Source organism: Micromonospora sp. NPDC023633 (assembly GCF_040640035.1).
GTDB lineage: Bacteria > Actinomycetota > Actinomycetes > Mycobacteriales > Micromonosporaceae > Micromonospora.
This window is the reverse complement of sequence record NZ_JBFABB010000040.1, coordinates 19916-45773: the sequence shown is the minus strand read 5'-3', so window position 1 is coordinate 45773 and position 25858 is coordinate 19916. Positions and strand designations below refer to the sequence as shown.

General features: G+C 74.1%; 21 protein-coding genes and 1 tRNA gene. 12 read left to right on the top strand and 10 right to left on the bottom strand.

Annotated features, from left to right (window positions below; genetic code table 11):
- Positions 1 to 84: 84 nt before the first annotated feature.
- The 6 genes from secF to ruvC all read right to left on the bottom strand — a co-directional run bounded on the left by secF (position 85) and on the right by ruvC (position 6145).
- Positions 85 to 1278, bottom strand: coding sequence for a protein translocase subunit SecF (gene secF, locus AB0G13_RS14980; protein ID WP_357874021.1), 1194 nt, complete (start codon positions 1276 to 1278; stop codon positions 85 to 87).
- Between the two features lies 1 nt (position 1279).
- Entirely contained in the window at positions 1280 to 3211 is a 1932-nt protein-coding gene (gene secD, locus AB0G13_RS14975; protein ID WP_357874018.1) for a protein translocase subunit SecD, read from the bottom strand.
- Positions 3212 to 3468: 257 nt separating this feature from the next.
- Positions 3469 to 3813, bottom strand: a complete 345-nt coding sequence (yajC, locus tag AB0G13_RS14970; RefSeq protein ID WP_357874014.1) for a preprotein translocase subunit YajC — start codon at positions 3811 to 3813, stop codon at positions 3469 to 3471.
- Positions 3814 to 3951: 138 nt separating this feature from the next.
- Positions 3952 to 5022, bottom strand: coding sequence for a Holliday junction branch migration DNA helicase RuvB (gene ruvB, locus AB0G13_RS14965; RefSeq protein ID WP_357874011.1), 1071 nt, complete (start codon positions 5020 to 5022; stop codon positions 3952 to 3954).
- Entirely contained in the window at positions 5019 to 5621 is a 603-nt protein-coding gene (gene ruvA, locus AB0G13_RS14960; protein WP_357874008.1) for a Holliday junction branch migration protein RuvA, read from the bottom strand. The genes ruvB and ruvA overlap by 4 nt, the downstream gene beginning before the upstream one ends.
- A complete protein-coding gene (ruvC, locus tag AB0G13_RS14955) occupies positions 5618 to 6145 on the bottom strand; it encodes a crossover junction endodeoxyribonuclease RuvC (protein WP_357874005.1) in 528 nt (175 codons plus the stop codon). The genes ruvA and ruvC overlap by 4 nt, the downstream gene beginning before the upstream one ends.
- A gap of 192 nt (positions 6146 to 6337) precedes the next feature.
- Here ruvC and AB0G13_RS14950 point away from each other — a divergent pair, with 192 nt between their 5' ends.
- Entirely contained in the window at positions 6338 to 7120 is a 783-nt protein-coding gene (locus AB0G13_RS14950; protein ID WP_357874002.1) for a 3-hydroxybutyrate dehydrogenase, read from the top strand.
- Positions 7121 to 7134: 14 nt separating this feature from the next.
- Positions 7135 to 9054, top strand: coding sequence for a helix-turn-helix domain-containing protein (locus AB0G13_RS14945; protein ID WP_357874058.1), 1920 nt, complete (start codon positions 7135 to 7137; stop codon positions 9052 to 9054).
- Between the two features lie 26 nt (positions 9055 to 9080).
- Here the strand turns inward: AB0G13_RS14945 and AB0G13_RS14940 are convergent, their stop codons facing one another.
- Complete coding sequence (locus AB0G13_RS14940; protein WP_357873999.1) at positions 9081 to 9689, bottom strand: TetR/AcrR family transcriptional regulator; 609 nt, start codon at positions 9687 to 9689, stop codon at positions 9081 to 9083.
- A gap of 11 nt (positions 9690 to 9700) precedes the next feature.
- Positions 9701 to 11269: an MFS transporter gene (locus AB0G13_RS14935; protein WP_357873996.1), complete on the bottom strand. Its 1569-nt coding sequence runs from the start codon at positions 11267 to 11269 to the stop codon at positions 9701 to 9703.
- A gap of 679 nt (positions 11270 to 11948) precedes the next feature.
- On the opposite strand from AB0G13_RS14935, the gene AB0G13_RS14930 reads away from it, so the two are divergent.
- From AB0G13_RS14930 to AB0G13_RS14920, 3 genes are all read left to right on the top strand, one after another.
- Complete coding sequence (locus AB0G13_RS14930) at positions 11949 to 12545, top strand: hypothetical protein (RefSeq protein ID WP_357873993.1); 597 nt, start codon at positions 11949 to 11951, stop codon at positions 12543 to 12545.
- 684 nt (positions 12546 to 13229) lie between these two features.
- Entirely contained in the window at positions 13230 to 16529 is a 3300-nt protein-coding gene (gene fdh, locus AB0G13_RS14925) for a formate dehydrogenase (protein ID WP_357873990.1), read from the top strand.
- On the top strand, positions 16519 to 17640 hold the full coding sequence (locus AB0G13_RS14920; protein WP_357873987.1) for a 4Fe-4S dicluster domain-containing protein: 1122 nt from the start codon (positions 16519 to 16521) through the stop codon (positions 17638 to 17640). Before fdh ends, AB0G13_RS14920 begins: the two co-directional genes overlap by 11 nt.
- Positions 17641 to 17653: 13 nt before the next feature.
- Here the strand turns inward: AB0G13_RS14920 and AB0G13_RS14915 are convergent, their stop codons facing one another.
- Positions 17654 to 18865 carry a transposase gene (locus AB0G13_RS14915; RefSeq protein WP_357874055.1) on the bottom strand — a complete coding sequence of 404 codons (1212 nt, stop codon included), beginning with the start codon at positions 18863 to 18865 and terminating at the stop codon, positions 17654 to 17656.
- A 91-nt stretch (positions 18866 to 18956) separates the two neighbouring features.
- Here AB0G13_RS14915 and nrfD point away from each other — a divergent pair, with 91 nt between their 5' ends.
- The 7 genes from nrfD to AB0G13_RS14880 all read left to right on the top strand — a co-directional run bounded on the left by nrfD (position 18957) and on the right by AB0G13_RS14880 (position 25126).
- Entirely contained in the window at positions 18957 to 20120 is a 1164-nt protein-coding gene (nrfD, locus tag AB0G13_RS14910; protein ID WP_357873984.1) for an NrfD/PsrC family molybdoenzyme membrane anchor subunit, read from the top strand.
- 44 nt (positions 20121 to 20164) lie between these two features.
- Positions 20165 to 20260 (top strand) — tRNA-Sec (locus AB0G13_RS14905).
- 19 nt (positions 20261 to 20279) lie between these two features.
- Positions 20280 to 21584 carry an L-seryl-tRNA(Sec) selenium transferase gene (gene selA, locus AB0G13_RS14900; RefSeq protein ID WP_357873981.1) on the top strand — a complete coding sequence of 435 codons (1305 nt, stop codon included), beginning with the start codon at positions 20280 to 20282 and terminating at the stop codon, positions 21582 to 21584.
- A 3-nt stretch (positions 21585 to 21587) separates the two neighbouring features.
- Positions 21588 to 23351, top strand: coding sequence for a selenocysteine-specific translation elongation factor (selB, locus tag AB0G13_RS14895; protein ID WP_357873978.1), 1764 nt, complete (start codon positions 21588 to 21590; stop codon positions 23349 to 23351).
- A 40-nt stretch (positions 23352 to 23391) separates the two neighbouring features.
- Complete coding sequence (locus AB0G13_RS14890; protein WP_089000292.1) at positions 23392 to 23589, top strand: hypothetical protein; 198 nt, start codon at positions 23392 to 23394, stop codon at positions 23587 to 23589.
- Position 23590: 1 nt separating this feature from the next.
- Positions 23591 to 24889: a hemolysin family protein gene (locus AB0G13_RS14885; protein WP_357873975.1), complete on the top strand. Its 1299-nt coding sequence runs from the start codon at positions 23591 to 23593 to the stop codon at positions 24887 to 24889.
- A gap of 66 nt (positions 24890 to 24955) precedes the next feature.
- Complete coding sequence (locus tag AB0G13_RS14880) at positions 24956 to 25126, top strand: hypothetical protein (protein ID WP_199184494.1); 171 nt, start codon at positions 24956 to 24958, stop codon at positions 25124 to 25126.
- A 6-nt stretch (positions 25127 to 25132) separates the two neighbouring features.
- Here AB0G13_RS14880 and AB0G13_RS14875 read toward each other — a convergent pair whose 3' ends face one another.
- Positions 25133 to 25780 (bottom strand): hypothetical protein, encoded by a 648-nt coding sequence (locus AB0G13_RS14875; RefSeq protein WP_357873972.1) that lies wholly within the window; start codon positions 25778 to 25780, stop codon positions 25133 to 25135.
- Positions 25781 to 25858: the final 78 nt, after the last annotated feature.

Sequence of the window (25858 nt, the reverse complement as noted above, 5' to 3'; positions counted from 1 at the left end):
TTTCGGCGACGGCGTCCTGCATGCTGCTCGCACAGCATGAAGGACGCCGTCGGTTCGGTTCCTACCGGGTCTGCCCGGCCCGGCTCAGCGCCGCTTGCCGCCACCCGGCCGGTTGCCACCGCCGCCGGCCGGTCGGCCGCCCCGGGCGCCGGTCGGCCGCTTCCCGGCCGGCCGGGCGCCCACCTTCGGCGCGGCGCCGGCCAGCGCGGCCGACTCCGGGTCGACCTGCTCGTCGTCGGACTCGTCGCTACGGACGGCACCCTTCGGGGTGACCTCGCCCCGGGCGATCGCGCCCCGGCGGGCCATGACCCGCTTGTTGTGCGCCTGGATGCGCGGGTCGTAGTTCTTGAGCACCACCAGCAGCGGCGTGGCCAGCAGGATCGAGGTCAGGAACGCCACCGCCATACCGACGAAGAGCACCAGGCCGAGGTCCTTCAGGGTGCCCGCGCCGAGCAGGCCGGCACCGATGAAGAGCAGACCACCGACCGGCAGCAGCGCGACCACCGAGGTGTTCAGCGACCGCATGAGGCTCTGGTTGATCGCCAGGTTGGCCGCCTCGCCGTACGTCTGGTTGTTGTTGGCGGTGATGCCGCGCGTGTTCTCCTGCACCTTGTCGAAGACCACCACCACGTCGTAGAGCGCGAAGCCCAGGATCGTGAGGAAGCCGATGACCGTCGACGGGGTGACCTCGAAGCCGACCAGCGAGTAGATGCCGGCGGTGAGGATCAGATTCATGATCAGCGAGGAGACGGCCGCGACCGCCATCCGCCACTCGAAGCGCAGGACCAGGTAGATCGTCACCACCAGGATGAAGATGATCAGACCGAGCACCGCCCGGGAGGTGACCTGGCTGCCCCACGCCTCGCTGACCTGGTTGCCGCTGATGGTGGCGGCGTCGATGCCGAACTCCTCGGCGATCTCGTCCTTGACGGCGTTGGCCTGCTCGGTGTCGAGCTGGGTGGTCCGCACCTCGTAGAAGTCGCCGCCGGTGCCGCCGACCTTCTGGGCCGTGACGACCTTGGCGTCTTCGTCGCCGGCCGTGTCCAGGGCCTCCTGGACCTTCACCTCGGTCTGCTCCAGTGTCCCGACGCTGGCCGGGATCTGGAACGAGTTGCCGCCGGCGAACTCGATGCCGAGGCTGAAGCCGCGCAGCCCGAAGCTGAGCAGCGACAGCAGGATCAGCGCGAGCGCGACGCCGAACCAGAGCTTGCGCCGGCCGATGATGTCGAGGCCGGCCTCGCCGCGGTAGAGGCGGCTCGCGAGACCACTCTTTGCCATCTCAGGCCTCCTTGACGCGCGGGTTGCGGGGCTTGGCCGGCTCGGCCGTCCGCGGCGGAAGCGCCCGGCCGAGACCGCTGACCCGCGGGGACAGGAACGCGGAGGTGCGGGCGAACATCGTCATGATCGGGTGCCGGAAGAGGAAGACCACGACCAGGTCCAGCACCGTGGCCAGGCCGAGGGCGAAGGCGAAGCCCTTCACCGTGCCGACCGAGACCACGTAGAGCACCACCGCCGACATCAGCGTGATGGCGTTGGCCGAGATGATCGTCCGACGGGCCCGGATCCAGGCGCGCGGCACCGCGCTGCGCGGGCTGCGCCCCTCGCGGATCTCGTCCTTGAGCCGCTCGAAGTAGATGACGAACGAGTCCGCCGCCACACCTAGTGACACGATCATGCCGGCGATGCCGGCGAGGGTGAGGGTGAAGCCGATCTGCCGGCCGAGCACCACCAGCGCACCGAAGACCAGCAGCGCCGACAGGACCAGGCTCAGGAAGATCACCGAGCCGAGCAGGCGGTAGTAGAAGAACGAGTAGATGATGACCAGCAGCATGCCGATGCCCGCCGCGAGGAGACCGGCCCGCAGGTGGCTGGCGCCCAGGGTGGCGGTGACGTTCTGCTGCTCCTGCGCCTCGAAGGTCACCGGCAGCGCGCCGTAGCGCAGCTGGCCGGCCAGGGCGCTGGCGTCGCGCTGGTTGAAGTTGCCGGTGATCTGCGAGTTGCCCGTCAGCACGCCCTGGATCTCGGGCGAGGAGACGATCTCGTTGTCCAGCACGACGGCGACGCGGCACTTGCCATCCTGGCCGAGGGCGGTGGCGTCGCAGGCCTGGCCCTCGTTGTTGAACGCCTCGCGGGTCAGGTTGGTCCACTTCGTCTGGCCGTCGCCGGTGAAGTCGAGGCTCACCACCCACTGGCTGGTCTGGTCCAGCACCGCGCTGGCGCCCTTGACGTCGGTGCCCAGCACCTTCGCCTGGTCGAGCAGGTACTTCGCGGCACCGTCCTCGCAGGCGACCGCCTGCTGGTCGGGGGTGGAGATCGACGCCGGCGGGCGCTTGTCGAGCTGGGCGCAGCTGATCTGCGGCACGTTGAACTGCATCGTCGCCGGCAGCACCGCGACCTCGCGCGGGTCCAGGGCGGCGAACGGCTTGAGCTTCTCGGCAAGCGACGGGTCGGCGGCCAGGTCGGCCGGGGCCTGCAGGCCGCTCGCGGCGGCCCAGGCGGCGGCGCCGACCTTCTGCTCGACGGCCTTGCGCTGCTCCTCGACGCTCTGCGGCACGGGTTCGCCGCTGGCGCTCGGCGTCGGGGTGGCGGCGCCGGCCGAGGGGGTGGCGCTCGGTGCGGCCGACGCGCTGGCGCTCGGAGCCGGGGCCATGCCGCCCTGACCACCGCTCGGCGACGCGGTCGCCTTCGGGGCGGCGCTGCCGGACGGGGCGGCGCTGCCCGAGGGCTTCGCGCTGCCCGACGGGGCCGGGGACGCGCTGCCCGAGGGGGCCGGGGTGGCGGCGGGCGGCGGGGCGGCGGCCGCGCCGCTGCCGTCGGCGGCCTTGAGCACCTTGCGGAAGCGCAGCTCGGCGGCGTCGCCCACCTCGGTCAGGTCGCGGTTCTCACCGGGCAGGGAGATCACGATGTTGCGGTTACCCTCGGTGACCACCTCTGCCTCGGCGACGCCGAAGGCGTTGACCCGGCTCTCGATGATCTGGCGGGCCTCTTCGAGGTTCTCCGCCGTCGGGGCCTGGCCACCGATGCTGTTGGTCGCCTCCAGCGTCAGCCGGGTGCCGCCGACGAGGTCCAGGCCGAGCTTGGGCTCGAGCCTGTCCTTCAAGCCGCCGCTGGCGCCGCCCGCGAAGAACACCAAAAGATAGAGGACGACAAAGATGAGCCCGAGCACGGCCAGTTGCCGTCCGGGCCGCATCTGTCCCTGAGGTGGTGCCACGGCTGTCCTGTCTCCCTGTACGGTCGCGCCGCTGGTGCGGCGGGTGTCGGCCGGTCCGGCCGGCGGTTCCGACGGGCCGGCGTCGGAGGCCGGCATCCGGCTCCGAGGCTCGGCGCGGGGGCGCCGAGCGGAACGGGACGAGCCGACTTCCGGCGTCGGGCCCAACTATCCAGTTTTCACGTCGCCTCCGCTGCCCCGTCGGGCGAAGTCGTCACCGGAGCCCGGCGACCACCACCCGCACGGGGCGGGAGCGACCGTCACTCCTTGACGACGTCCGCGTCCTCGGTGACCGCCTCGTCGGCCGGGCGCTCCGCCTGGCTGACGACCCGGGCGATGGCCGGACGGGCGTACCGGGTCTGCACACCGGGCGCGACCTCGAGCAGGACGGTGTCGTCGTCGACGCCGGTGACCGTGCCGTAGAGCCCACCGATGGTGACCACCTCGTCGCCGGGGGCGAGGGCGGACTGCATGGACTCCGCCTCACGGCGGCGCTTCTGCTGGGGGCGGATCATCATGAAGTACATGACGCCGAAGAGCAGAGCGATCATGAGGATCGGCGTCAGGCTGCCGGCACCCCCGCCGCCCTCTGCTGCGTAAAGCACGGTGAAAGACCTTCCCATTGGCCGCCGTCCCGGCGCGGGCGCGTCGGAGCGGAGGCGGATTCTCACGTCCTGTACAGACCGGCGCGAGTCTAATCCCTGCACCTGGGAACGCCGAATGCGGCACAGATCACGTTCACATCACGGCTGATCGGCATCCACGGAGAACAGATCGGGCGCGGGAGGGGCATCCGCGCCAAATGTACCATTCGGGGGCGTACGGCCCAGGTGCCGCCATGCGGCCTCGGTGGCGACCCGACCCCGCGGCGTACGGGCCAGCAGGCCGGCCCGGACCAGGAACGGCTCGCAGACCTCCTCCACCGTGTCCGGCTGCTCACCCACCGCCACGGCCAGCGTGGACAGGCCGACCGGCCCGCCCCGGAAGGAGTCGACCAGCGCGGTCAGCACCGCCCGGTCCAGCCGGTCCAGGCCCAGCGCGTCGACGTCGTACACCTTGAGGGCGGCCCGGGCGGTCTCCAGGGTGACCACCCCGTCGGCCCGGACCTCCGCGAAGTCGCGGACCCGGCGCAGCAGGCGGTTGGCGATCCGGGGCGTGCCCCGGGAGCGGCCGGCGACCTCGGCCGCGCCGTCGTCGGTGATCGGCACCCCCAGGATCCGGGCCGAACGGCGCAGCAGCACCTCCAGGTCGGCCGGCGAGTAGAAGTCGAGGTGCGCGACGAAGCCGAACCGGTCGCGCATCGGCCCGGTGAGCAGGCCGGAGCGGGTGGTCGCGCCGACCAGGGTGAACGGCTCGACGTCCAGCGGGATCGCCGTCGCGCCCGGGCCCTTGCCGACGATCACGTCGACCCGGAAGTCCTCCATCGCGCTGTAGAGCAGTTCCTCGGCCGGCTTGGCGATCCGGTGGATCTCGTCGATGAAGAGCACGTCGCCCTCGGCGAGGCTGGTCAGGATGGCCGCCAGGTCGCCCGAGCGCTCGATCGCCGGGCCGCTGGTCACCCGGATGCCCGAGCCCAGCTCGGCGGCGACGATGTTGGCCAGCGTCGTCTTACCCAACCCAGGCGGGCCCGACAGGAGGATGTGGTCGGGCGGCGAGCCGCGGCGCATCGCACCCTGGAGCAGCAGGTCGAGCTGGTCGCGGACCCGGTGCTGGGCGATGAACTCCTCCAGCCGCTTCGGCCGGACGGTGGCCTCCGCGTCCAGGTCGGCGTCGTGCACGTAGGCGGAGACCAGCCCGCCGTCGGGCCCCGTCACCGGGTGCGTCCCAGCAGCCGGATGGCCTGCTTGAGCAGGACCGGCACCGGCGGGACGTCACCGTCGACGCTCTCCGCCACCGCGGCCACCGCCTGGTCGGCCTGCCCGGCCGTCCAGCCGAGCCCGACCAGCGCCTGCCGGACCTGCTCGGGCCAGGCCCCGCCGGTGACCCCGGCCGCGCCGTCGGCGCCGACCGGCACCGGGCCGACGCGGTCACGCAGCTCCAGGACCAGGCGCTCCGCGCCCTTCTTGCCGATGCCGGGCACCCGGGTCAGCGCGGCGGTGTCGGCGTTGGCGATCGCCTTGCGCACCGCGTCGGGGGTGTGCACGGCGAGCACGGCCTGGGCCAGCCGGGGGCCGACGCCGCTGGCGGTCTGGAGCAGCTCGAACAGCTGCTTGGCGTCGTCGTCGGCGAAGCCGTAGAGGGTGAGCGAGTCCTCCCGGACGACCAGGCTGGTGGCCAGCCGGGCGGGCTGACCGACCCGCAGGTCGGCGAGGGTGCCCGGGGCGCACTGCACCGCCAGGCCCACCCCGCCGACCTCCACCACGGCGTGGTCCGGACCGGTCGCGGTCACCACCCCGCGCACGCTGGCGATCATCTGGCTCCTCCTCGTCGTGCCCGGTCGGCCGCGGCGGCCAGCTTGGAGCGCGTCCCGCCGCGCCACACGTGACAGATGGCCAGCGCCAGGGCGTCGGCGGCGTCGGCCGGCTTCGGCGGCTCGGCCAGCCGCAGCAGCCGGGTGACCATGGCGGTCATCTGCGCCTTGTCGGCCTGACCGGAACCGGTCACGGCCGCCTTCACCTCGCTGGGCGTGTAGGTCTGCACGGGCAGCCCGGCGCGGGCACCGGCGAGCACGGCGATCCCGCTGGCCTGGGCGGTGCCCATCACGGTGCGGACGTTGTGCTGGCTGAAGACCCGCTCGACGGCGACGCTGTCGGGCCGGTGCTCGGCCACCAGCTCGGTGAGCGAGCGGTCCAGGTGCAGCAGGCGCAGCGCCAGATCGTCGCCCGGATCGGTGTAGACGACGTAGTAGGCGACCAGCGTGCAGGGCCGCCCCGGCACGCCCTCGACCACGCCGACCCCGCACCGGGTCAGCCCCGGGTCGACGCCCAGCACCCGCACGCCGCCTCCTCCCCAGCCGCCAGCAGTACGTGTGTTCGACACCCTACCGAGCCGGGCGACACCCCGCCGCCGGGGACACGCCGGGCGCGCCGACACGCCGGCCGGGGCGCGCGGCGACCACACACTCCGGCCGTTGAGTATGTGTCGCCGGCCCATGTGCGCCCGGACACACAGCTCGTAACTTCATGCGCCATGACGGCAGAACCCGTGGCGGTCCCCCACGTCGTACACGTCGACCTCGCTGGTCGTACCGCCCTGGTGACCGGGGGCGGAAGCGGCATCGGCCGGGCCTGCGCCCTGCGGCTGGCCGCCGCCGGCGCCGAGGTCCTGGTGGTGGACCGCAACATCGAGGCGGCCAAGGCGGTGGCGGCCGAGGCCGGCGGACGGGCCGAGGGCGTGGACCTGGCCGACCCGGACGCGGTGGGCCGGCTCGACGCCGACGTGGACATCGTGGTGAACAACGCCGGCCTCCAGCACGTGGCGCCGGTGCAGGAGTTCTCCGCGGAGCGCTTCGCCCACCTGCACCGGGTGATGGTGGAGGCGCCGTTCCTGATCATCCGCCGGGCGCTGCCGCACATGTACGCCAGGGGCTGGGGGCGGATCGTGAACATCTCCTCGGTGCACGGGCTGCGCGCCTCGCCGTACAAGTCGGCGTACGTCTCCGCCAAGCACGCGCTGGAGGGGCTGTCGAAGGTGGTCGCGCTGGAGGGCGCCGCGCACGGCGTCACCGCCAACTGCATCAACCCGGCGTACGTGCGCACGGCGCTGGTGGAGAGCCAGATCGCCGACCAGGCCGCCAGCCACGGCATCCCCGAGAGCGAGGTGGTCGAGAAGATCATGCTGGCGCGGGCGGCGATCAAGCGGCTGATCGAGCCGGAGGAGGTGTCCGAACTCGTCGCCTACCTCTGCTCCCCGCCGGCGGCGTTCATCACGGGCGCGTCCATCGCGCTCGACGGGGGCTGGACGGCGAACTAGTGGCAAGCCGCACAATGTCGGTCATGTCGTCACCGGTGGAGTTCCTGGAGCTGCTCGCCCGCGAGGCCGCCGCGGTGGAGTTCGAGGGGCCGCTCGTCGCCGCGCGCGCCGCCGGGCTGCCACCCGAGCGGCTCGCCGAGCTGGAGCAGGCCAAGACGGTGGCGCTGCGGGTCCGCGCGCTGCTGGAACGCCGCCGCCGCCGGGAGGTCGAGCTCTCCGGGCTGTACGACACGGTCAGCGACCTGGCCGGGCTGCGCGACCTGGACGACGTGCTGCGCGCGATCGTGCACCGGGCGCGCAACCTGCTCGGCGCGGACGTCGCCTACATGACCCTCGACGACGACGAGCGCGGCGACACGTACATGCGGGTCACCGACGGGTCGGTCTCCGCCCGCTTCCAGCAGCTGCGGCTGCCGATGGGCGCCGGCCTCGGCGGCCTGGTGGCCCAGTCCGGCGCCCCGTACGTCACCGCGAACTACCCCGATGACGACCGCTTCCACCACACCGGCGAGATCGACGCCGGCGTGGGCGAGGAGGGCCTGGTGGCCATTCTCGGGGTGCCGCTGCGGCTCGGCTCCACCTCGATCGGGGTGCTCTACGCGGCCAACCGCTCGGCCCGGCCGTTCGTCCGGGAGGAGGTGGCGCTGCTGGTCTCCCTCGCCGCGCACGCGGCGGTGGCGATCGACACCGCGCGGCTGCTCGCGGAGACGCGGGCGGCGCTGGAGGAGCTGTCGTTCGCGAACACCACCATCCGCGCGCACAGCAGCTCCGTGGAGCGGGCCGCGGCGGCACACGACCGGATGACGGCGCTGGTGCTGCGCGGCGGCGGAGTGGAGGACGTCGCCGCGGCGGTCACGGACGTGCTGGGCGGGGCGCTGCTGGCGCTCGACGCGGAGGGCCGGCTGCTGGCCCGGGTCGGCGAGATCGAGGAGCCGGACCGGGCGGACATGGTGGAGGCGGTGGCCGCCTCGCGTACGGAGGGCCGCAGCGTGCGCCGGGGCCGGCTCTGGTACGCCGCGGTGGTGGCCGGGGCGGAGAACATGGGCGCGCTGGTGCTGCGCCCCGACGACGAGCTGGTCGACGCCGACCAGCGGATCCTGGAGCGGGCGTCGCTGGTGACGGCGCTGCTGCTGCTGTTCCGGCGTACCGTCGCCGAGGCGGAGGGGCGGGTCCGGGGCGAGCTGCTCGACGACCTCATCGCCCGGCCGCTGCGGGACACGGACGCGCTGCGCAGCCGGGCCCGCCGGCTCGGCGTGGACCTGGACGCCCCGCACGTGCTGGTCGCGGTCGGCGACGACGCGATCGCCGCGACCGGCTCGGCCCGGCAGCGGGTGCTCTCCTGGGCCACCACGTACGCCTCGACCCGGGGCGGGCTGGCGGCGGCCCGCGACGGGCGGGTGGTGCTGATGCTGCCGGGCCGGGACGCGGGCGGCAGCGCCCGGGCGGTGGCCCGGGACCTGTCCCGGGTGACCGGCCGGCCGGTGACCGCCGGGGCGAGCGGCCCGTCGACGGGGCCGGCGTCGCTGGCCGTGACGTTCGCCGAGGCGGAGCGGTGCCTCACCGCGCTCGGTGCGCTGGGCCGCTCGGGGCAGGGGGCGAGCACGGCCGAGCTGGGCTTCGTCGGGCTGCTGTTGGGTGCGGTGGGCGACGGGGGCGACAAGGACGTGAACCGGTTCCTGACCGCCACCGTCGGGCCGGTCGTCGACTACGACGCCCGGCGGGGCACCGCGCTGGTGAAGACCCTGGAGGCGTACTTCGGGGTGGGCGGCAGCCTGGCCCGGGCCGCCGAGCTGCTGCACGTGCACGTCAACACGGTCACCCAGCGGCTGGAGCGGGTCGGGCAGCTGCTCGGCGCGGACTGGCAGAAGCCGGAGCGGGCGCTGGAGGTGCAGTTGGCCCTGCGCCTGCACCGCCTGCGTACGCCGGCCGCCTGACCGCCCGCCGTCGCGCGGCGGGGCGGTCAGCGGGCGCGGATGCCGTCCAGCACGCCGTCGACGATGCGCTGCGGCAGCGTGGTCTCGTCGAGGTCGGGGTGCCAGCGCATGACGCGTTGCACCAGCATCGGGCCGGTCAGCATCGCCATGACCACCTCGACGTCGAGATCCGCGCGGAGCTCGCCGGAGCGCATCCCGCGCCGCAGCACCTCGCGCATCATCTCCCGCCGGGGCTCGATGATGTTCTGGTAGAGCTGGTACTGCTCGGGGCTGCGGTTGACCTCCGGCACCAGGCAGGGCATGATCCGCGCCGCCCGCGGGTCGATGTGGTGACCGACCGCGCCGACCAGCAGGATCAGGTCGTCGCGGACCGAGTGGCCGGCGGGCTCGGGCGGGGTGCCCTTGAGCGTGCGCAGGGCGTCCCGCAGCAGCGCGTCCTTGCCGGGCCAGCGGCGGTAGATGGTGGCCTTGCCGACCCCGGCGCGGGCGGCGATCGCCTCGATCGAGATCGCCTCGATCGTGCTGCCGTCGGCGAGCAGGTCGAGGGTGGCCTCGACGATCGCCTCGTCCGCGCGGACGCTCCTCGGCCGCCCGGGCGGCCGAGGAGCGTCGGCGGTGGAAGTCATGTCGGACATTGTTCCCGAAGCTAGGCGGTCCCGGCCAACTCGGGTTCCCCCGCCGGCGCCGGCTCCCCCGCCGGGGCGGCGGGCCGGCCGGGCATCCAGCGCAGCACCACGAGGACGCCGAGCGCGGCGATCGCGGCGGCGAGGCCCGCCGCCCAGTGCATCGCGGCCAGGAAGGCGTCGTCGGCGACCGCGATCAGCTGCGGCGCCGCCGGCCCGAGCTGACCCGCCGCGGCGTACGCGCCGGAGATGGACTCGCCGGCCACCTCGCGCGCCCCGGCGGGCAGGTCCCGCAGGGCGGGGTCGACGTCGGCGCGGTAGACCGCGGAGAGCACCGACCCGAGCACCGCCACCCCGAGCGCGCCGGCCACCTGCCGGACCGTGTTGCTGACCGCCGAGCCGACGCCGGCCTTCTCCCGGGGCAGCGCCGACATGATGGACTCCGTGGCCGGGGGCATGATGTTGGCCATCCCGGTGCCCTGGAGGAAGAAGACGACCAGCACCACCCAGATCGGGGTGGTCGCGTCGACGAAGGCGAACGCGCCGAGCGCGACCACGGTCAGCGCCAGCCCGACCGCCGCGACCGCCCTGCCGCCGTACCGGCGAACCATCGCCGCGCTGCTCGGGGCGAAGACGAGCTGGGCCGCGGCGAAGGGCAGGTAGAGCAGGCCGGTCTCCAGCGGGCTGAAGCCGCGCACCAGTTGCAGGTAGAACGAACTGAAGAACATCACGCCCATCGCGGCGAAGAAGACGAGCCCGACGATGGCCACCGGGGCGGCGAAGCGGGGCACCCGGAACAGCCGCACGTCCAGCGACGGATGGTCGCTGCGCCGCTCGTACGCGACGAACCAGGCCAGCACCGCCAGGCCGCCGAGGATCGCGGCCCAGACCAGCGGGCGGCCGAAGCCGTGCTCGCCGCCGTCGATGATGCCGTACGTCAACGCGACGAGCCCGACCACCGACAGCAGCACGCCGACGACGTCGACGCGACCCGGCTCCGGGTCCCGCGACTCCGGCACGAGCAACGCCACCAGCACCACGCCCAGCGCCACCACCGGCACGTTGATCAGGAAGACCGAGCCCCACCAGTAGTGCTCCAGCAGCGCGCCGCCGAGGATCGGGCCGATGGCCACGGCCAGGCCGACCGCGCTGGCCCAGACGCCGATCGCCCGACCCCGCTCGCGGGGGTCGAAGACGTTGGAGATGATCGAGAGCGTCACCGGCATGATGGCCGCGCCGCCGACGCCCATCAGCGCGCGGGCCGCGACGAGCTGCGCGGGGCTCTGCGCGTACGCCGACAGCAGCGACGCCAGCCCGAAGAGCACCAGGCCGATCAGCAGGAAGCGCTTGCGCCCGGCCCGGTCGCCGAGCACGCCGAAGGTGAACAGCAGGCCGGCGAAGACCAGCGTGTAGGAGTTGATCGACCACTCCAGCTCGCCCTGACTCGCGCCGAGGCCGTGCACCGGGTCGGCGAGCGTGCGCAGCGCGACGTTGAGGATCGTGTTGTCCAGGACGACCACGAGGAGGCTGATCACCAGCACCCCGAGGATCGCCCACCTTCTCGGGTGTCCCGTGTTCTCGTGCGGTGGCATCTTCGTGTTCTCCCCCCGGCCCCGTTTCGATACGGGTCAGACTCGTAATTCAGGGTGTCAGAGTAGGCGGCCGGTTATCGATACGGAACGGGTTCGTATCTTATGTGTCGACGGTCACTCCTGTCCTCTTCCCGGGTGCGGTTCGGGGTGGTGGCGCGCACGTGGGTGATTGCGCGACGTAAGGGGTTGCCCGCCCGTCGCCGGGCCCTCTGAGGGCGTTACCTACCGAGATCCCGGACGTGCAAGCTGATCCGGCGCGTCGATCGTCCCGTTCCGGGTGAGGCGAGGTGTCCGGCTCGGGGGTGTGATCGGGGGCATCGTGGGGGCGGAATCGTGGCCGGGGCGGGGTCGTTACACCCTGCGTACGACCGAGCAAGGCCACGCCGCTCGACAAGCTGGCGGGCCCCGGCCCCCGGAATGATGGCGGGTCGCCCGTGGTTACACATGGTCGCGACCGACGTGAGGGCTACCCCCGCCCCCACGCGACAGCCCCGGTGCCCGGCCTCGACGGCTTTGGGCAGCCGGCCGGTACGGCCGATCTGAGCTTCCTCCGGTACGACGCCGGAGATCCCTCCAGTTTCGCTGGAGATCCCCCGAGTTCCTTGGGCGCCGGACGGTGCTTGCATCCGCGTGGCCGATCCCCCTCGGTGCGGGTGCCACCCCCGAATGGAGCATCTTGATGAACACGATCATTCGTAACAGCGTGCTCGGTATCGCCGGTCTGGCGTTCGCCGGTGGTGTGGCCGCCGGCCCGATGACCGACACCACCCACACCAGCGCCCCGACCGTGGACACCACTGCTGTCGCCGTCGCGGTGCGGGCCGACAAGCCGGACATGGGCAAGCTGGTGCCGCATGGTGTGCAGGGCGCGCAGTCGCGTATCGAGCTGTCCGATGAGCAGGTCGGCAACGTCAAGGCGATCATCGCGGCGACGAAGAAGGCCGGCATGGACGAGCGGGCCGCCGTCGTCTCGATCGCGACCGCGTTGCAGGAGTCGAAGTTGGAGAACCTGGGTCACCTGGGTGAGCGCAACGACCACGACTCGCAGGGCCTGTTCCAGCAGCGTCCGACCTCGGGTTGGGGCACGGTCGAGCAGATCACCGACCCCGAGTACTCGACCACGGCGTTCCTCAAGGCCCTCAAGCAGGTCGACGGGTGGCAGGACATGCCGCTGACCGAGGCCGCCCAGACCGTGCAGGTCTCGGCGTACCCCGACCACTACGCCCAGTGGGAGCAGCAGGCCGCCGACCTCGTCGCCGAGCACTGGAACAACTGACCCGACTACCACAGACTTTCCACCACAAAGGGGGATCGCTGGCCGGCACCCGAACCCGGGGTGCCGGCCAGCGGCACATCCACCACCGATGGAACATCGCGGCCCGTCGGCTGGTTGAATGAGGTGTCGGTGTGTCCAGTGTCCCCGGGCCTCACCTAAATTGCCTTCGCGGAATACCGTTCGGCTGGAGCCGCGTCGCGCCACTCGCCGAGAGGCGACCTGCACACCGACACCAGCGCCGCCTCCGAGCCTCCGGGCCCGGGGGCGGCGCTGTCTCGTCGTCGCGCCCGCACCCGGGGCGGCCGGCCCCCGCACCACTCGCCGCCGCCCGGACGACTCGGCCAGAGCCCCGCGCCGCCTCGGCCAGGAAGCCGCTCCGACTCAGCGGCGAGCCGGCCACTGCCGGAGCGGGGCGACCCCGCCGGCGCGGGCGCCGCGACAAGGAGGCGCCGGCCTCGGCCAACGTGGGGGCGGGTTCCGGCCGCTGTCGTCGCGTACGCGATGGGCGACGCCGCGCCGCGCCCCTGCCCATGCCGCGCAGGGTGGCCTCGCCCAACCCGTCCATCGGCGGAGTGCGGGCGGCGACCGTCGGGGTGGTTATCGGGCGGCACGGGTCGCGGTCCCGCGCGGCCTGGCCTATGTTCATGTTGGCGACGTCGGACGGGCCGGGAGAGGGGGTGTCGCGTGGGCCTGCGGACCTTCATCCAGGGCTGGCCGGTCTACCGGCAACTCACCGGCACCGACCCGCTGGGCCGGGGCGCCGCGGCGCAGTCCGGACGGTCGGCGGAGCTGACCGCCCGCACCGAGACCGCCGACAGCGTGGCCCGCTCGGTCTGCCCCTACTGCGCGGTCGGCTGCGGCCAGCGTGTCTTCGTCAAGGACAACGAGGTCACCCAGATCGAGGGCGACCCGGACAGCCCGATCTCCCGGGGCCGGCTGTGCCCCAAGGGGTCGGCCAGCAAGAGTCTCGTCACCAGCCCTCTGCGGCAGACGAAGGTCCGCTACCGGCGGCCCTACGCCACCGAGTGGGAGGATCTGGAGCTCGACGTCGCGCTCGACATGATCGCCGACCGGATCCTCGCCGCCCGCGCGGAGACCTGGGAGGACGTCGACGCGCAGGGCCGGCCGCTCAACCGCACGCTGGGCATCTCCAGCCTGGGCGGGGCGACGCTGGACAACGAGGAGAACTACCTCATCAAGAAGCTGTTCACGGCGATGGGGGCGCTCCAGATCGAGAACCAGGCGCGTATTTGACACTCCGCCACCGTCCCCGGTCTGGGGGCCAGCTTCGGTCGCGGTGGCGCGACGGACTTCCAGCAGGACGTCGCCAACGCTGACGTCATCGTCATCCAGGGCTCGAACATGGCCGAGGCCCACCCGGTGGGCTTCCAGTGGGTGATGGAGGCCAAGCGGCGCGGCGCCAAGGTGTTCCACGTCGATCCGCGGTTCACCCGCACCAGCGCGCTGGCCGACGCCTACCTGCCGATCCGGGCGGGCTCCGACATCGCGCTGCTGGGTGGCGTGGTGCGGTACATCCTGGAGAACGAGCTGGACTTCCGGGAGTACGTGCTGGCCTACACGAACGCCGCGACGATCGTCAGCGAGCGGTTCGTCGACACCGAGGACGGCGACGGCTTCTTCTCCGGGTTCGACCCCGAGACGGGCAGCTACGTCCAGGACTCCTGGCAGTACGCGGGCCACGAGTCGGATTCGGGCAGCGGGCACACCGCGAAGGAGCGGGACACCGCCGCCGGGCTGCGCCACGAGTCGCACGGCGCGCAGGTGGGCGGCCAGACCGAGCGGGACGAGACGTTGCAGCACCCGCGCTGCGTCTACCAGATCCTGAAGCGGCACTTCGCCCGCTACACCCCGGAGATGGTGGAGCGGGTCTGCGGCATCCCGCGGGAGAAGTTCCTGGAGCTGGCCCAGGCCTGGACGGCGAACTCGGGCCGGGAGCGCACCGGTGTGCTGATCTACTCCGTGGGCTGGACGCAGCACAGCGTGGGCGTGCAGTACATCCGCACCGGCGCGATCATCCAGTTGCTGCTGGGCAACATGGGCCGCCCGGGCGGGGGCATCCTGGCCCTGCGCGGGCACGCCAGCATCCAGGGCTCCACCGACATCCCGACGCTGTTCAACCTGCTCCCCGGCTACCTGCCGATGCCGCACCACGCCGACCACCCCACCTTCGACGCGTGGGTGGACAGCATCCGCCACCCGGGTCAGAAGGGCTTCTGGGGCAACGCCCGCGCCTACGCGGCGAGCCTGCTCAAGGCGTACTGGGGAGACGCGGCGACGCCCGAGAACGACTTCTGCTACGGGTACATGCCCCGGATGACCGGCGACCACGGCACGTACCAGCAGGTGCTGAACATGATCGACGGGAAGGTGCGGGGCTACTTCCTGCTGGGCCAGAACCCGGCGGTGGGGTCGGCGCACGGCCGGGCGCAGCGCCTCGGCATGGCCAACCTGGACTGGCTGGTGGTCCGCGACCTGTTCATGATCGAGAGCGCCACGTTCTGGCGGAACAGCCCGGAGGTCGCCACCGGCGAGATCGTGCCGGAGCAGTGCAGGACGGAGGTGTTCTTCCTGCCGGCCGCCTCGCACGTGGAGAAGGAGGGCACCTTCACCCAGACGCAGCGGCTGCTGCAGTGGCGGGAGAAGGCCGTCGACCCGCCGGGCGACGCCCGCTCCGAGCTGTGGTTCTTCTACCACCTCGGGCGACGGCTGCGGGAGAAGCTGGCCGGCTCCGACCTGCCGCGCGACCGGGCGCTGCTCGACCTGGCCTGGGACTACCCCACGCACGGCCGGCACGCCGAGCCGATCGCCGAGGCGGTGCTGCGCGAGATCAACGGGTACGAGGTGGCGACCGGTCGCCCGCTGTCCGCGTTCGCCGAGGCCCGCGACGACGGTTCCACCGCCGTCGGCTGCTGGATCTACTCCGGGGTGTACGCCGACGGCGTCAACCAGGCGGCGCGGCGCAAATCCCGCCACGAGCAGGACTGGGTGGCCGCCGAGTGGGGCTGGGCGTGGCCGGCGAACCGGCGCACCCTCTACAACCGCGCCTCGGCGGACCCGCAGGGCCGGCCGTGGAGCGAGCGGAAGCGCTACGTCTGGTGGGACCCGGACGCGGGGGAGTGGACCGGCTACGACGTGCCGGACTTCGAGCGGACCAAGCCGCCGACGTACCGGCCGCCAAAGGGCGCGTCCGGCACCGAGGGGATCGCCGGCGACGACCCGTTCGTCATGCAGGGCGACGGCAAGGGCTGGCTGTACGCGCCGAGCGGCGTGCTCGACGGCCCGCTGCCGACGCACTACGAGCCGGCCGAGTCGCCGGTGCGCAACCCGTTCTACCGGCAGCAGGCCAACCCCACCCGCAAGGTGTACGCGCACCCGGTGAACTCGGTGAACCCGAGCCCGCCGCAGGAGCACAGCCAAGTCTTCCCGTACGTGTTCACGGTCAGCCGGCTCACCGAGCACCACACGGCGGGCGGGATGAGCCGAACCGTACGGCCCCTGGCGGAGCTGCAACCGGAGATGTTCGTCGAGGTGTCCCCGGAGCTGGCCGCGGAGGTGGGCCTGGCGCACCTGGGCTGGGCGCACCTGGTCAGCGGGCGGGCGGTGATCGAGGCGAAGGTGCTGGTCACCGACCGGCTCAGCCCGCTGCGCGTGGACGGGCGGGTGATCCACCAGGTGTGGCTGCCGTACCACTTCGGGTTCGAGGGGCTGGTGACCGGCGACTCGGCCAACGACCTGTTCGGGATCACCCTGGACCCGAACGTGCTGATCCAGGAGAGCAAGATCGGTACCTGTGACGTGCGGCCCGGTCGGCGGCCCACCGGCCCGGCCCTGCTGGACCTGGTGGCGGACTACCAGCGGCGGGCGGGCATCGTCCCCGGCCACCCGGCCCCGACGCTCACCCCGGGGGCGCTCCCGCCGTCGCCCGCCGCCGACGGGGCCGGGGAGGGCCGCGATGCTTCCTGACCCGCACAGCCTTTCCGGTTCACTGGATCCCGCCCCGGAGGCCGGCTGGACCGACGCCCCGCCCCGGATGGGCTTCTTCACCGACACCAGCGTCTGCATCGGCTGCAAGGCGTGCGAGGTGGCCTGCAAGGAGTGGAACGACGTCCCCGGCTCGGGGCTGGACCTGCTCGGCATGTCGTACGACAACACCGGCGCGCTGACCGCGAACTCGTGGCGGCACGTGGCGTTCGTCGAGCAGCCCCGCCCGGCCGGGCACCGCAGCCCTCCGTTCGCCGGCACGCCTTCGGGCGCGTCGGTCAGCGCCTCCTCGGCGGCCGTGGCCGCCAGCGTCGACAACCGGACCGGCACCGAGCCGGGGGTGCCGCCGGGCGCGGCGGACGCGGCCGCGCGGATGGCCGCCGGCACCGGCCCAGGCGGCGCGACCAGCACCGGCACGAGCGACGGCCCCGACATGGCAACGGCCGGCGGAACCGCCGGGCCGGAGTTCCTGGGGATGCCCGGGGCGCAGCCGCCGGGGCGCGCCGGGGGCGCGGAGGGGCGCACCGACTTCCGCTGGCTGATGATGTCCGACGTCTGCAAGCACTGCACCCACGCGGCCTGCCTCGACGTCTGCCCCACCGGCTCGCTGTTCCGCACCGAGTTCGGCACGGTCGTGGTGCAGGAGGACATCTGCAACGGCTGCGGCTACTGCATCTCCGCCTGCCCCTACGGCGTCATCGACCAGCGCGAGGGCGACGGCCGGGCGTGGAAGTGCACGCTGTGCTACGACCGGATCGGCGCCGGGCGGACCCCCGCCTGCGCGCAGGCCTGCCCCACCGAGTCCATCCAGTACGGCCCCCTCGACGAGTTGCGGGAGCGGGCCGCGGCCCGGGTGGCGACGCTGCACGAGCGGGGCGTACCCGAGGCGCGGCTCTACGGACACGACCCGGGCGACGGGGTCGGCGGCGACGGCGCGTTCTTCCTGCTGCTCGACGAGCCGGAGGTGTACGGGCTGCCGCCGGACCCGGTGGTCACCACCCGGGACCTGCCGAAGATGTGGAAGCGGGCTGGCCTGGCCGCGCTGGCGATGGCGGCGGCGGCCGTGGCCGCGTTCGTGGGAGGTTCCTCTTGACATCCTCCCCCGCCTAGAGGCGGGGGATTCCCACCCTCACGGATGGGGGTTCCTGGTTTACCGCAGACCGCACGGAAGGAGGTCCTTCGTGTCTGACGTCCGCTCCGCAGGCGTTTTGCGTCTCGACCAGCCCGGCCGCGACGGCGATGTTCTTGGCGGCGTTGACGTCCCGGTCATGCCGGGTGCCGCAACCCGGACACACCCAATAGCGTGTGCCGAGGCAAAGCTGGGCGAGCAGGTGCCCGCACGCCGAACACGTCTTCGACGACGGGTACCAGCGGTCCACCACCGCGAGGGTACGGCCGTCACGGTGCGCCTTGTAGGCAAGCAGGGTACGGAACTCGGCCCAGCCGCTACGGAAGATGGATCTGGCCAGGCAGCGGTTGCGGACCAGGTTTGCCACCGCCAGGTCCTCCACGGCGATGGCGGCGAACCGGCGCACCAGGATGGTGGACTGCTGGTGCAGGAAGTCCCGGCGGGCGTCGCGTACCCGCGAATGCGCCCGTGCGACCTTCCGTTTGGCTTTGGCGCGGTTGGCCGAGCCCTTCTGTCGGCGGGCCATCATCCGCTGGTAGCGCTTCAACCGGCGCTCCCGGCGCTCCATGTGCCTCGGGTGGGGGGTGCGCTCGCCGGTGGACAGCACCGCGAAGTCGGTCAGGCCGAGGTCCACGCCGACCACCTCGCCCGTTGGTTGGGGTGCGGCGGGTGCGTCGACGTCGACGGCGAGGGTCACGAACCAGCGGCCGTCAGGGTCACGCGACACCGTCACCATCGTCGGATCCAACCCGGTCACATCCACGCCTGGCCACGACCACACGAACCGCAGCACACCCGGTGTCTTCCCCAACGACAGGTTCCCGCCGCGCAACCGGAACGCCGACCTGGTGTAGGAGGCCGACTGGCGGCCGTGCCGGGACTTGTACCGCGGATACTGAGCCCGCTTCTGAAAGAAAGCGGTCATGGCGGTGTGCTGGTGCCGCAGGGTCTGCTGCAACGGCACCGACGACACCTCACCCAGAAACGCCAGGTCGGGCTGCTTCTTCATCCCGGTCAGCGCCCGATCCGTCTCCGCATAGGAGGTGGATCTCCGTTCGGTGTGGCAGCGGGCGTGACGGGCGGCGAGAGTGCGATTCCAGACGACACGTACACACCCGAACGTGCGGTTCAGCACCGCCGCCTGCTCCGGGGTCGGGTATGCCCGACACCTGTACGCCGTCCGACACAGGACCAGTCATACCAGAAAGGACAATCATGGTTGACAACGCGTCCGCCATTCCTTTCCGCTTTGAAGGACGGGGCATCCTGGCGGTGATCCGGTGAGTCCGGACCGCCCGGTGGGCGACCTGTTCCGCCGCTTCCGCGATCGCCTCGACGCCGCCGTCCCTGGCGGGCCGGCCGGCGCCGGCGAGATCGCTGCCGGCTCGCCGGGGTTGCCACCCGGCGGGTCCGGCGCGGCGGCCGGGCTCGCGCCGGCGTCGACCCGCGCACCCGGCGAGGTCCGACGGCGGGGCGGCGGCCGGCGCGGCGGCGAGGAGCTGGCCGTCCCGGAGGCCGAGTTCACCTCCTACTACGGCCGGCCGATCCTCAAGGCGCCGGTCTGGAAGTGGGACATCGCCGCGTACCTGTTCACCGGCGGGCTGGCTGCCGGTTCGTCGCTGCTCGCGGCGGGCGGGCAGCTCACCGGCCGGCCCGCGCTGCGCCACGCCGGCCGGGTCGCCTCGCTGGCGGCGGTCACCGCCAGCACCGTCTTCCTCATCAGGGACCTGGGGCGGCCCGCCCGGTTCCACCACATGCTGCGGGTGGCCAAGCCCACCTCGCCCATGTCCGTGGGCACCTGGATCCTCAGTGCCTTCGGCCCGGCCGCCGGGATCGCGGCGGTGGCCGAGGGCGCGCCGTGGCTGCCCGAGCGGGGCCTGCCGGGGCTCGTCCGCCGGGTGCTGCCGCCGGTCGGGCACGCCGCCGGGCTGGCCGCCGCGGCGACCGCGCCGGCGCTGGCCACGTACACCGGGGTGCTGCTGGCCGACACGGCCGTGCCGTCCTGGCACGAGGCGTACCCGGAACTGCCGGTCATCTTCGCGGGCAGCGCCCTGGCCAGTGGCGCGGGCGTGGGGCTGATCGCCGCGCCCACCGCACAGGCCGGGCCCGCCCGCCGGATGGCGGTGGCGGGCGCGGCCCTGGAGCTGTACGGCGCACACCGCGTGGAGACCCGCCTCGGGCTGCTCAGCGAGCCCTACCGCACCGGGCGGGCCGGTCGGCTGCTGCGCGCCGGGCGGGCCCTGACCGTGGTCGGGGTGGCCGGCGCGCTGCTGGGCCGGCGCAGCCGGGCGCTCTCCGCGCTGTCCGGGGCGGCCCTGCTGGGCGCCTCGGTGGCGACCCGGTTCGGCATCTTCGAGGGCGGCGTCGCCTCGGCGAAGGATCCGAAGTACACGGTGGTGCCGCAGCGCGAGCGCCTCGAGCGGCGGCGCGCCGCCGGGGCCTGACGCCTCCCGCGCACGCCCGTCGGGCCTGTGGTTCACTGCTGCGTGGAGGCGTTCAGGCGGCTGGTGCCCCTCCCGGTCTTCAAAACCGGTGTGGTCCGGGATCCGGGCCAGGCGGGTTCGATTCCCGTCCGTCTCCGCCAAGCTGTGGAAGAGGGGGCCATGGGGGACGTCGCGGCCGATCCGCGCCGGCGGGTGCCGCGCACCGACGCGCTGCTCGCCGACCCCCGGCTGGCCGCCGCGGCGGCCACCCTGGGCCGGGAGCGGGTCAAGGTCGCCGTCCACGGCGCCCAGGAGCGCGCCCGCCGGGGCGAGATCGCCCCCGAGGCGGTACGCGACGCCGCGCTGGCCGCCCTGCCCGCGTCGGCGCCCCAGGCGGTGCTCAACGCCACCGGGGTGGTGCTGCACACCAACCTGGGTCGGGCCGCGCTGTCGCCCGCCGCCGTCGCGGCGGTCGTCGCCGCCACCGGGCACACCGACGTCGAGCTGGACCTGCGCACCGGGCGGCGGGCCCGGCGCGGACGCGACGCCCTCGACGCCCTCGCGGCCGCGGTGCCCGACGCGGGCGCGGTGCACGTGGTCAACAACGGCGCCGCCGCGCTGGTGCTCGCCGCCACCGCGCTGGCCGCCGACGCAGAGATCGTGGTCAGCCGGGGCGAGCTGGTGGAGATCGGTGACGGATTCCGCCTGCCCGACCTGCTGGAGAGCACCGGCGCCCGGCTGCGCGAGGTCGGCACCACCAACCGCACCACGCTCGACGACTACGCCGCCGCGATCGGTGCCCGCACCGGGTTCGTGCTCAAGGTGCACCCGTCGAACTTCCAGGTCACCGGCTTCACCTCCGCCGTGCCGGTGCGGCGGCTGGCCACCCTCGGCGTCCCCGTCGTCGCCGACATCGGCTCGGGGCTGCTCGCGCCCGATGCGCTGCTGCCCGCCGAGCCGGACGCCGCCAGCACCCTGCGGGCCGGGGCGGCGCTGGTCACCGCCAGCGGCGACAAGCTGCTCGGCGGCCCGCAGGCCGGGCTGCTGCTCGGCGCCGCCGACCTGGTCGAACGGCTGCGCCGGCATCCCCTCGCCCGGGCGTTGCGGGTGGACAAGCTGACCCTCGCCGCGCTCGCCGCCACCCTCGGTGACCCGGCCACCCCCACCCGGGCCGCGCTGCACGCCGACGCGGGCGCGCTGCGCGCGCGCACCGAGCGGCTGCGCGACGCGCTCGCCGCCGACGGGTGCGAGGCGGAGGTGGTGCCCGCCGGGGCGGTCGTCGGCGGCGGTGGCGCGCCCGGCGTCGAGCTGGCCTCGTGGGCGCTCAGCCTGCCCGAGCGGTACGCGCAGCCGCTGCGCGTCGGAGAGCCGCCGGTGCTGGGCCGGGTGGTGCGCGGGCGGCTGCTGCTGGACCTGCGCTGCGTACCCGCCGACGCCGACGCGGCGGTCCACGCCGCCGTGCTGCGCGTGTCCGGGGAGGGCTGAGGCGTGTTGGTGGTGGCCACCGCCGGGCACGTCGACCACGGCAAGTCGACCCTGGTCCGGGCGTTGACCGGGATGGAACCCGACCGGTGGGCCGAGGAACGCCGCCGGGGCATGACCATCGACCTCGGCTTCGCCTGGACCACGCTGCCCTCCGGCGCGACGGTCGCGTTCGTCGACGTGCCGGGGCACGAGCGGTTCGTGCCGAACATGCTCGCCGGCGTCGGCCCGGTGCCCGCCGCGCTGGTCGTGGTGGCCGCCGACGAGGGCTGGATGCCGCAGTCGGCCGAGCACCTGGCGGCACTGGACGCGCTCGGGGTGGCGTACGGCCTGCTGGTGGTGACCCGCGCGGACCTGGCCGATCCGGGCCCGGCGACGGCCCGGGCCCGGGCGGAGCTGGCCGCCACCTCCCTCGGCGCGGTCGACGCGGTCGCGGTCAGCGCGGTGACCGGCGCCGGCCTGCCGCAGCTGCGCGCGGCGTTGGATCGGCTCGCCGCCCGGCTGCCCGCCCCGCGCACCGACGCCCCGGTGCGGCTGTGGGTGGACCGCGCCTTCACCGTCCGGGGCGCCGGCACCGTGGTGACCGGCACCCTCGGCGCCGGTCGGCTGCGCGTGGGCGACGAGTTGGAGCTCGCCGGCGGCGCGGAGGCGGTGCGGGTACGCGGCCTGCACTCCCTCGGCGTGGCCCGGCCCGAGGTTGCTCCGGTCGCCCGGGTGGCGGTGAACCTGCGCGGCACGCCCCGGGACCGCCTCGGGCGTGGCGACGCGCTGCTCACCCCCGGCCGCTTCCACCGCACGGACCTGCTGGACGTCCGGCTGGCCGGCGACCCGACGGCGCAACTACCGGCCACCCTGACCCTGCACATCGGCTCGGCGGCGGTGCCGGCCCGGGTCCGGCCCCTCGGCCCGGACACCGCCCGGCTGCGGCTGGCCCGGCCGCTGCCGCTGCTGGTCGGCGACCGGGCGCTGCTGCGCGACCCGGGCCGGCACCACGTCGCGGGCGGGGTGACCGTGCTGGACGTGGCGCCGCCGCCGCTGACTCGTCGGGGCGCGGCGGCCGCCCGCGCGGTCGTGCTGGCGACGGTGGACGGCCGCCCCGACCTGGCCGGCGAGCTGCGCCGGCGGGGGCTGGCGCGGGCCGCCGACCTGCTCCGCACCGGGGTCGAGGGCACCGGCCGGCCGGTGGCCGGCGACTGGCTGGCCGACCCGGAGCACTGGCGGGGCCTCGGCGCCCGGCTGGTCGAGGAGGTCGCCCGGCACGCCCGGGAGCACCCGCTGGAGCCGGGCGCGCCGGTCGAGCTGCTGCGCCAGCGCCTCGACCTGCCCGAGCGGGCGCTGGTCGAGGCGCTGGTCCGGCCGCCGCTGCGGCTGCGCGCCGGCCGGGTCACCGCGTCGGCGGCCGACGCGCTGCCGGAACCCGTGGCCCGGGCCGTGGCCCGGGTCCGCGCCGAGTACGCCGACCGCCCGTTCCGGGCCCCCGAGGCCGAGCACCTCGCCGACCTGGGGCTGGGTCCCCGGGAGATCGGCGCGGCCGTGCGCGCGGGGGCGCTGCTGCGACTCGCCGAGAACGTGGTGCTGCTGCCCGGCGCGGCCGACGACGCCGTGCGGGTGCTGGCCGGGCTGCCCCAGCCGTTCACGCTCAGCGCCGCCCGGCGGGCGCTGGACACCACCCGCCGGGTCGCGGTGCCGCTGCTGGAGCTGCTGGACCGTCGCGGCGTCACCCGGCGGCTGCCCGACGACGCGCGGGTCGTGGTCACGGCCCGGTCCTGAAGCCGCCCCGGCGGGGCCGGTGGTCGCCTAGCGTGGCGCCATGGACCCTTCCGCGGTCTGGCGGGACAGGCAGCACAAATGGCGGATCGAGGCGTACCGGGCGCCGGACCTGCGCTTCGCGATCTTCGCCACCAACGGCACCACCGAGTCCGCGCCGCTGTGGCTGTTCGGGATGTCGGCGCTGGCCCGGTGGCTGATGACGCACAAGATCTCCCTCGACGACCTGGAGGTCGACTGACATGGGGGCGCAGCTCGGTCAGCTCGCGCTGGTGGCGGTGCTGGTGCTGGTCAACGCGGCCCTGTCGGGCAGCGAGATGGCGCTGGTGACGCTGCGCGAGGGGCAGGTGCGGCAGCTGGGCCGGCGCAGCGGGTCGGGGGAGCGGCTGGCCCGGCTGGTGCGCGACCCCAACCGGTACCTGGCCACCATCCAGCTCGGCATCACCCTCGCCGGGTTCCTCGCCTCCGCCGCCGCCGCGGTCTCCCTGGCCGAGCCGCTGGTCGGGCCGCTGGGTTTCCTCGGCGGGGCCGCGCGCGGCGTCGCGGTCGTCCTGGTCACCGTGCTGCTGACGTTCGTCACCCTGGTCGTCGGCGAACTGGCCCCCAAGCGGCTGGCGATGCAGCGTGCGGAGCGCTGGGGACTGGTCAGCGCCGGTCCGCTGGACCTGCTGGCCCGGCTGTCGCGGCCGGCGGTCTGGCTGCTCAGCAAGGCCACGAACGGGGTGGTGCGGCTCGCCGGCGGGGACCCGCGCGCCAGCCGGACGGAGATGACCGAGGACGAGCTGCGGGAGATGCTGGTCAGCCAGCGGGGCCTGTCCGCGCAGCAGCGGGAGATCCTCACCGGCGCGTTCGACATCGCCGGCCGGACGCTGCGGGAGATCCTGGTGCCCCGGCTGGACGTGACGGTGCTCCCCGCGACGCTGCCCGCCGCCGACGGGCTGCGCCGGCTCGCCGCCGCCGGCCGCTCCCGCGCCCCCGTCGTCGGGCCGGGTGGGCTGGACGAGGTGCGGGGCGTGGTGCACATCCGCGAACTCGTCGAGGCGGACGCGGCGACGGTCGCCGACCGGGCCCGTCCGCCGCTGCTGCTGCCCGGCACCCTGCCCGTCTCCGACGCGCTGCGTGAGCTGCGGCTGTGCCACCAGCAGCTCGCTCTCGTCGTCGACGAGCACGGCGGGGTCGACGGCATGATCACCATGGAGGACCTGCTGGCCGAGGTCGTCGGGGAGCTGTACGACGAGACCGACCGGGACGTGACCGGGGTGACCCGGGAACCGGACGGTGCGCTGCTGGTGCCCGGCGACTTCCCGCTGCACGACCTGGCCGACGTCGGGGTGCGCCTGCACTTCCGGCCGTCGCGGGAGTACACGACGGTGGCCGGCCTGGTGCTGGCCGGGCTGGGGCACCTGCCGACCGGCCCGGGGGAGACCGTGCACCTGCCGGGGCTGACCGTCGAGGTGGTGCAGGTGTCCGGCCGGACGATCCGCCGGGTCCGGCTGCGTGACTTCCCCACCGGCCCCCGACCCGACACCCGCCCGGGTTGAAACGGACGAAACGGCTGCGTCCGGCGCGGGTCGGGTCCTACCGTCCGGGGTGTGAAGGACCGAGGGATGCGGACGTTCGTCACGGTGCTGGCCGGGCTCGCGGTGATCTACTTCGGTACCACCGGCCGCAGCGAGGAGGACGGCCGAGGCGTGTCCGGCGGCCTCGTCGTGCTCGCGCTGCTGGCGGCGCTGCTGGTGTGGCACCTGACGAAGCCGGGCGACAAGACGGTCAAGTAGACCCCGTCACGCGGCGGCGCGGGTGACCTCGCCGGCGGACTCCTCGCCGAGGGCCACCCGGACCAGCGCCGAGGCGAGCCGGCCGAAGTCGGCCGGGTCGACCAGCCCGGCCAGCCGCTCCGCCGAGCCGGGCAGGCCGAGGCGTTTCGCGCCGGCCAGGGCCCGCCGGTCGGCGAACGGGCGCAGGTCCGGCCAGACCACCTGCGCCTCGCGCAGGAAGATGTCGGCGCCGGTGGGGCCGATGCCGGGGAACTCCGTCAGCAGCCGGCGCAGCCCGGCCGGTTCGCCGCCGGCGTCGCGGTGCAGCCGGCGTAGGTCGCCCCGCCAGCGGTCCAGGCACAGCCGGGCCCCGGTGCCGAGCATCGTCGAGGTGCGTTCGTCGTAGCGGCGGTAGTGGCCCCGGCCCAGCGCGTCGACCCGGTCCTGCCAGCTCGCCGCCTCCATCGCCTGCGGGGTCCGGTAGCCGGCGGCGAAGAGTTCCCGCGCGGCCGCCACGGCCACCCCCGCCCGGATCCGGGTACTCAGCAGCGTGGCGAGCACCAGCAACTGGTAGAGCGGGGCGGGCCGGTCGGCGAGCGTGATGCCCGCCTCCTCGGCGTACGTGCGGCCCCGCCGGTCCAGCAGGACCCGCGCCACCTTCTGGTCGTCGCCCATCCTCGGGGTGTACCCGCCCTGCGCCCGGCCACCCCTGCGAGCGTGCTCCCGGGCGGGTATGCGGCCGGGGCGGGCGGG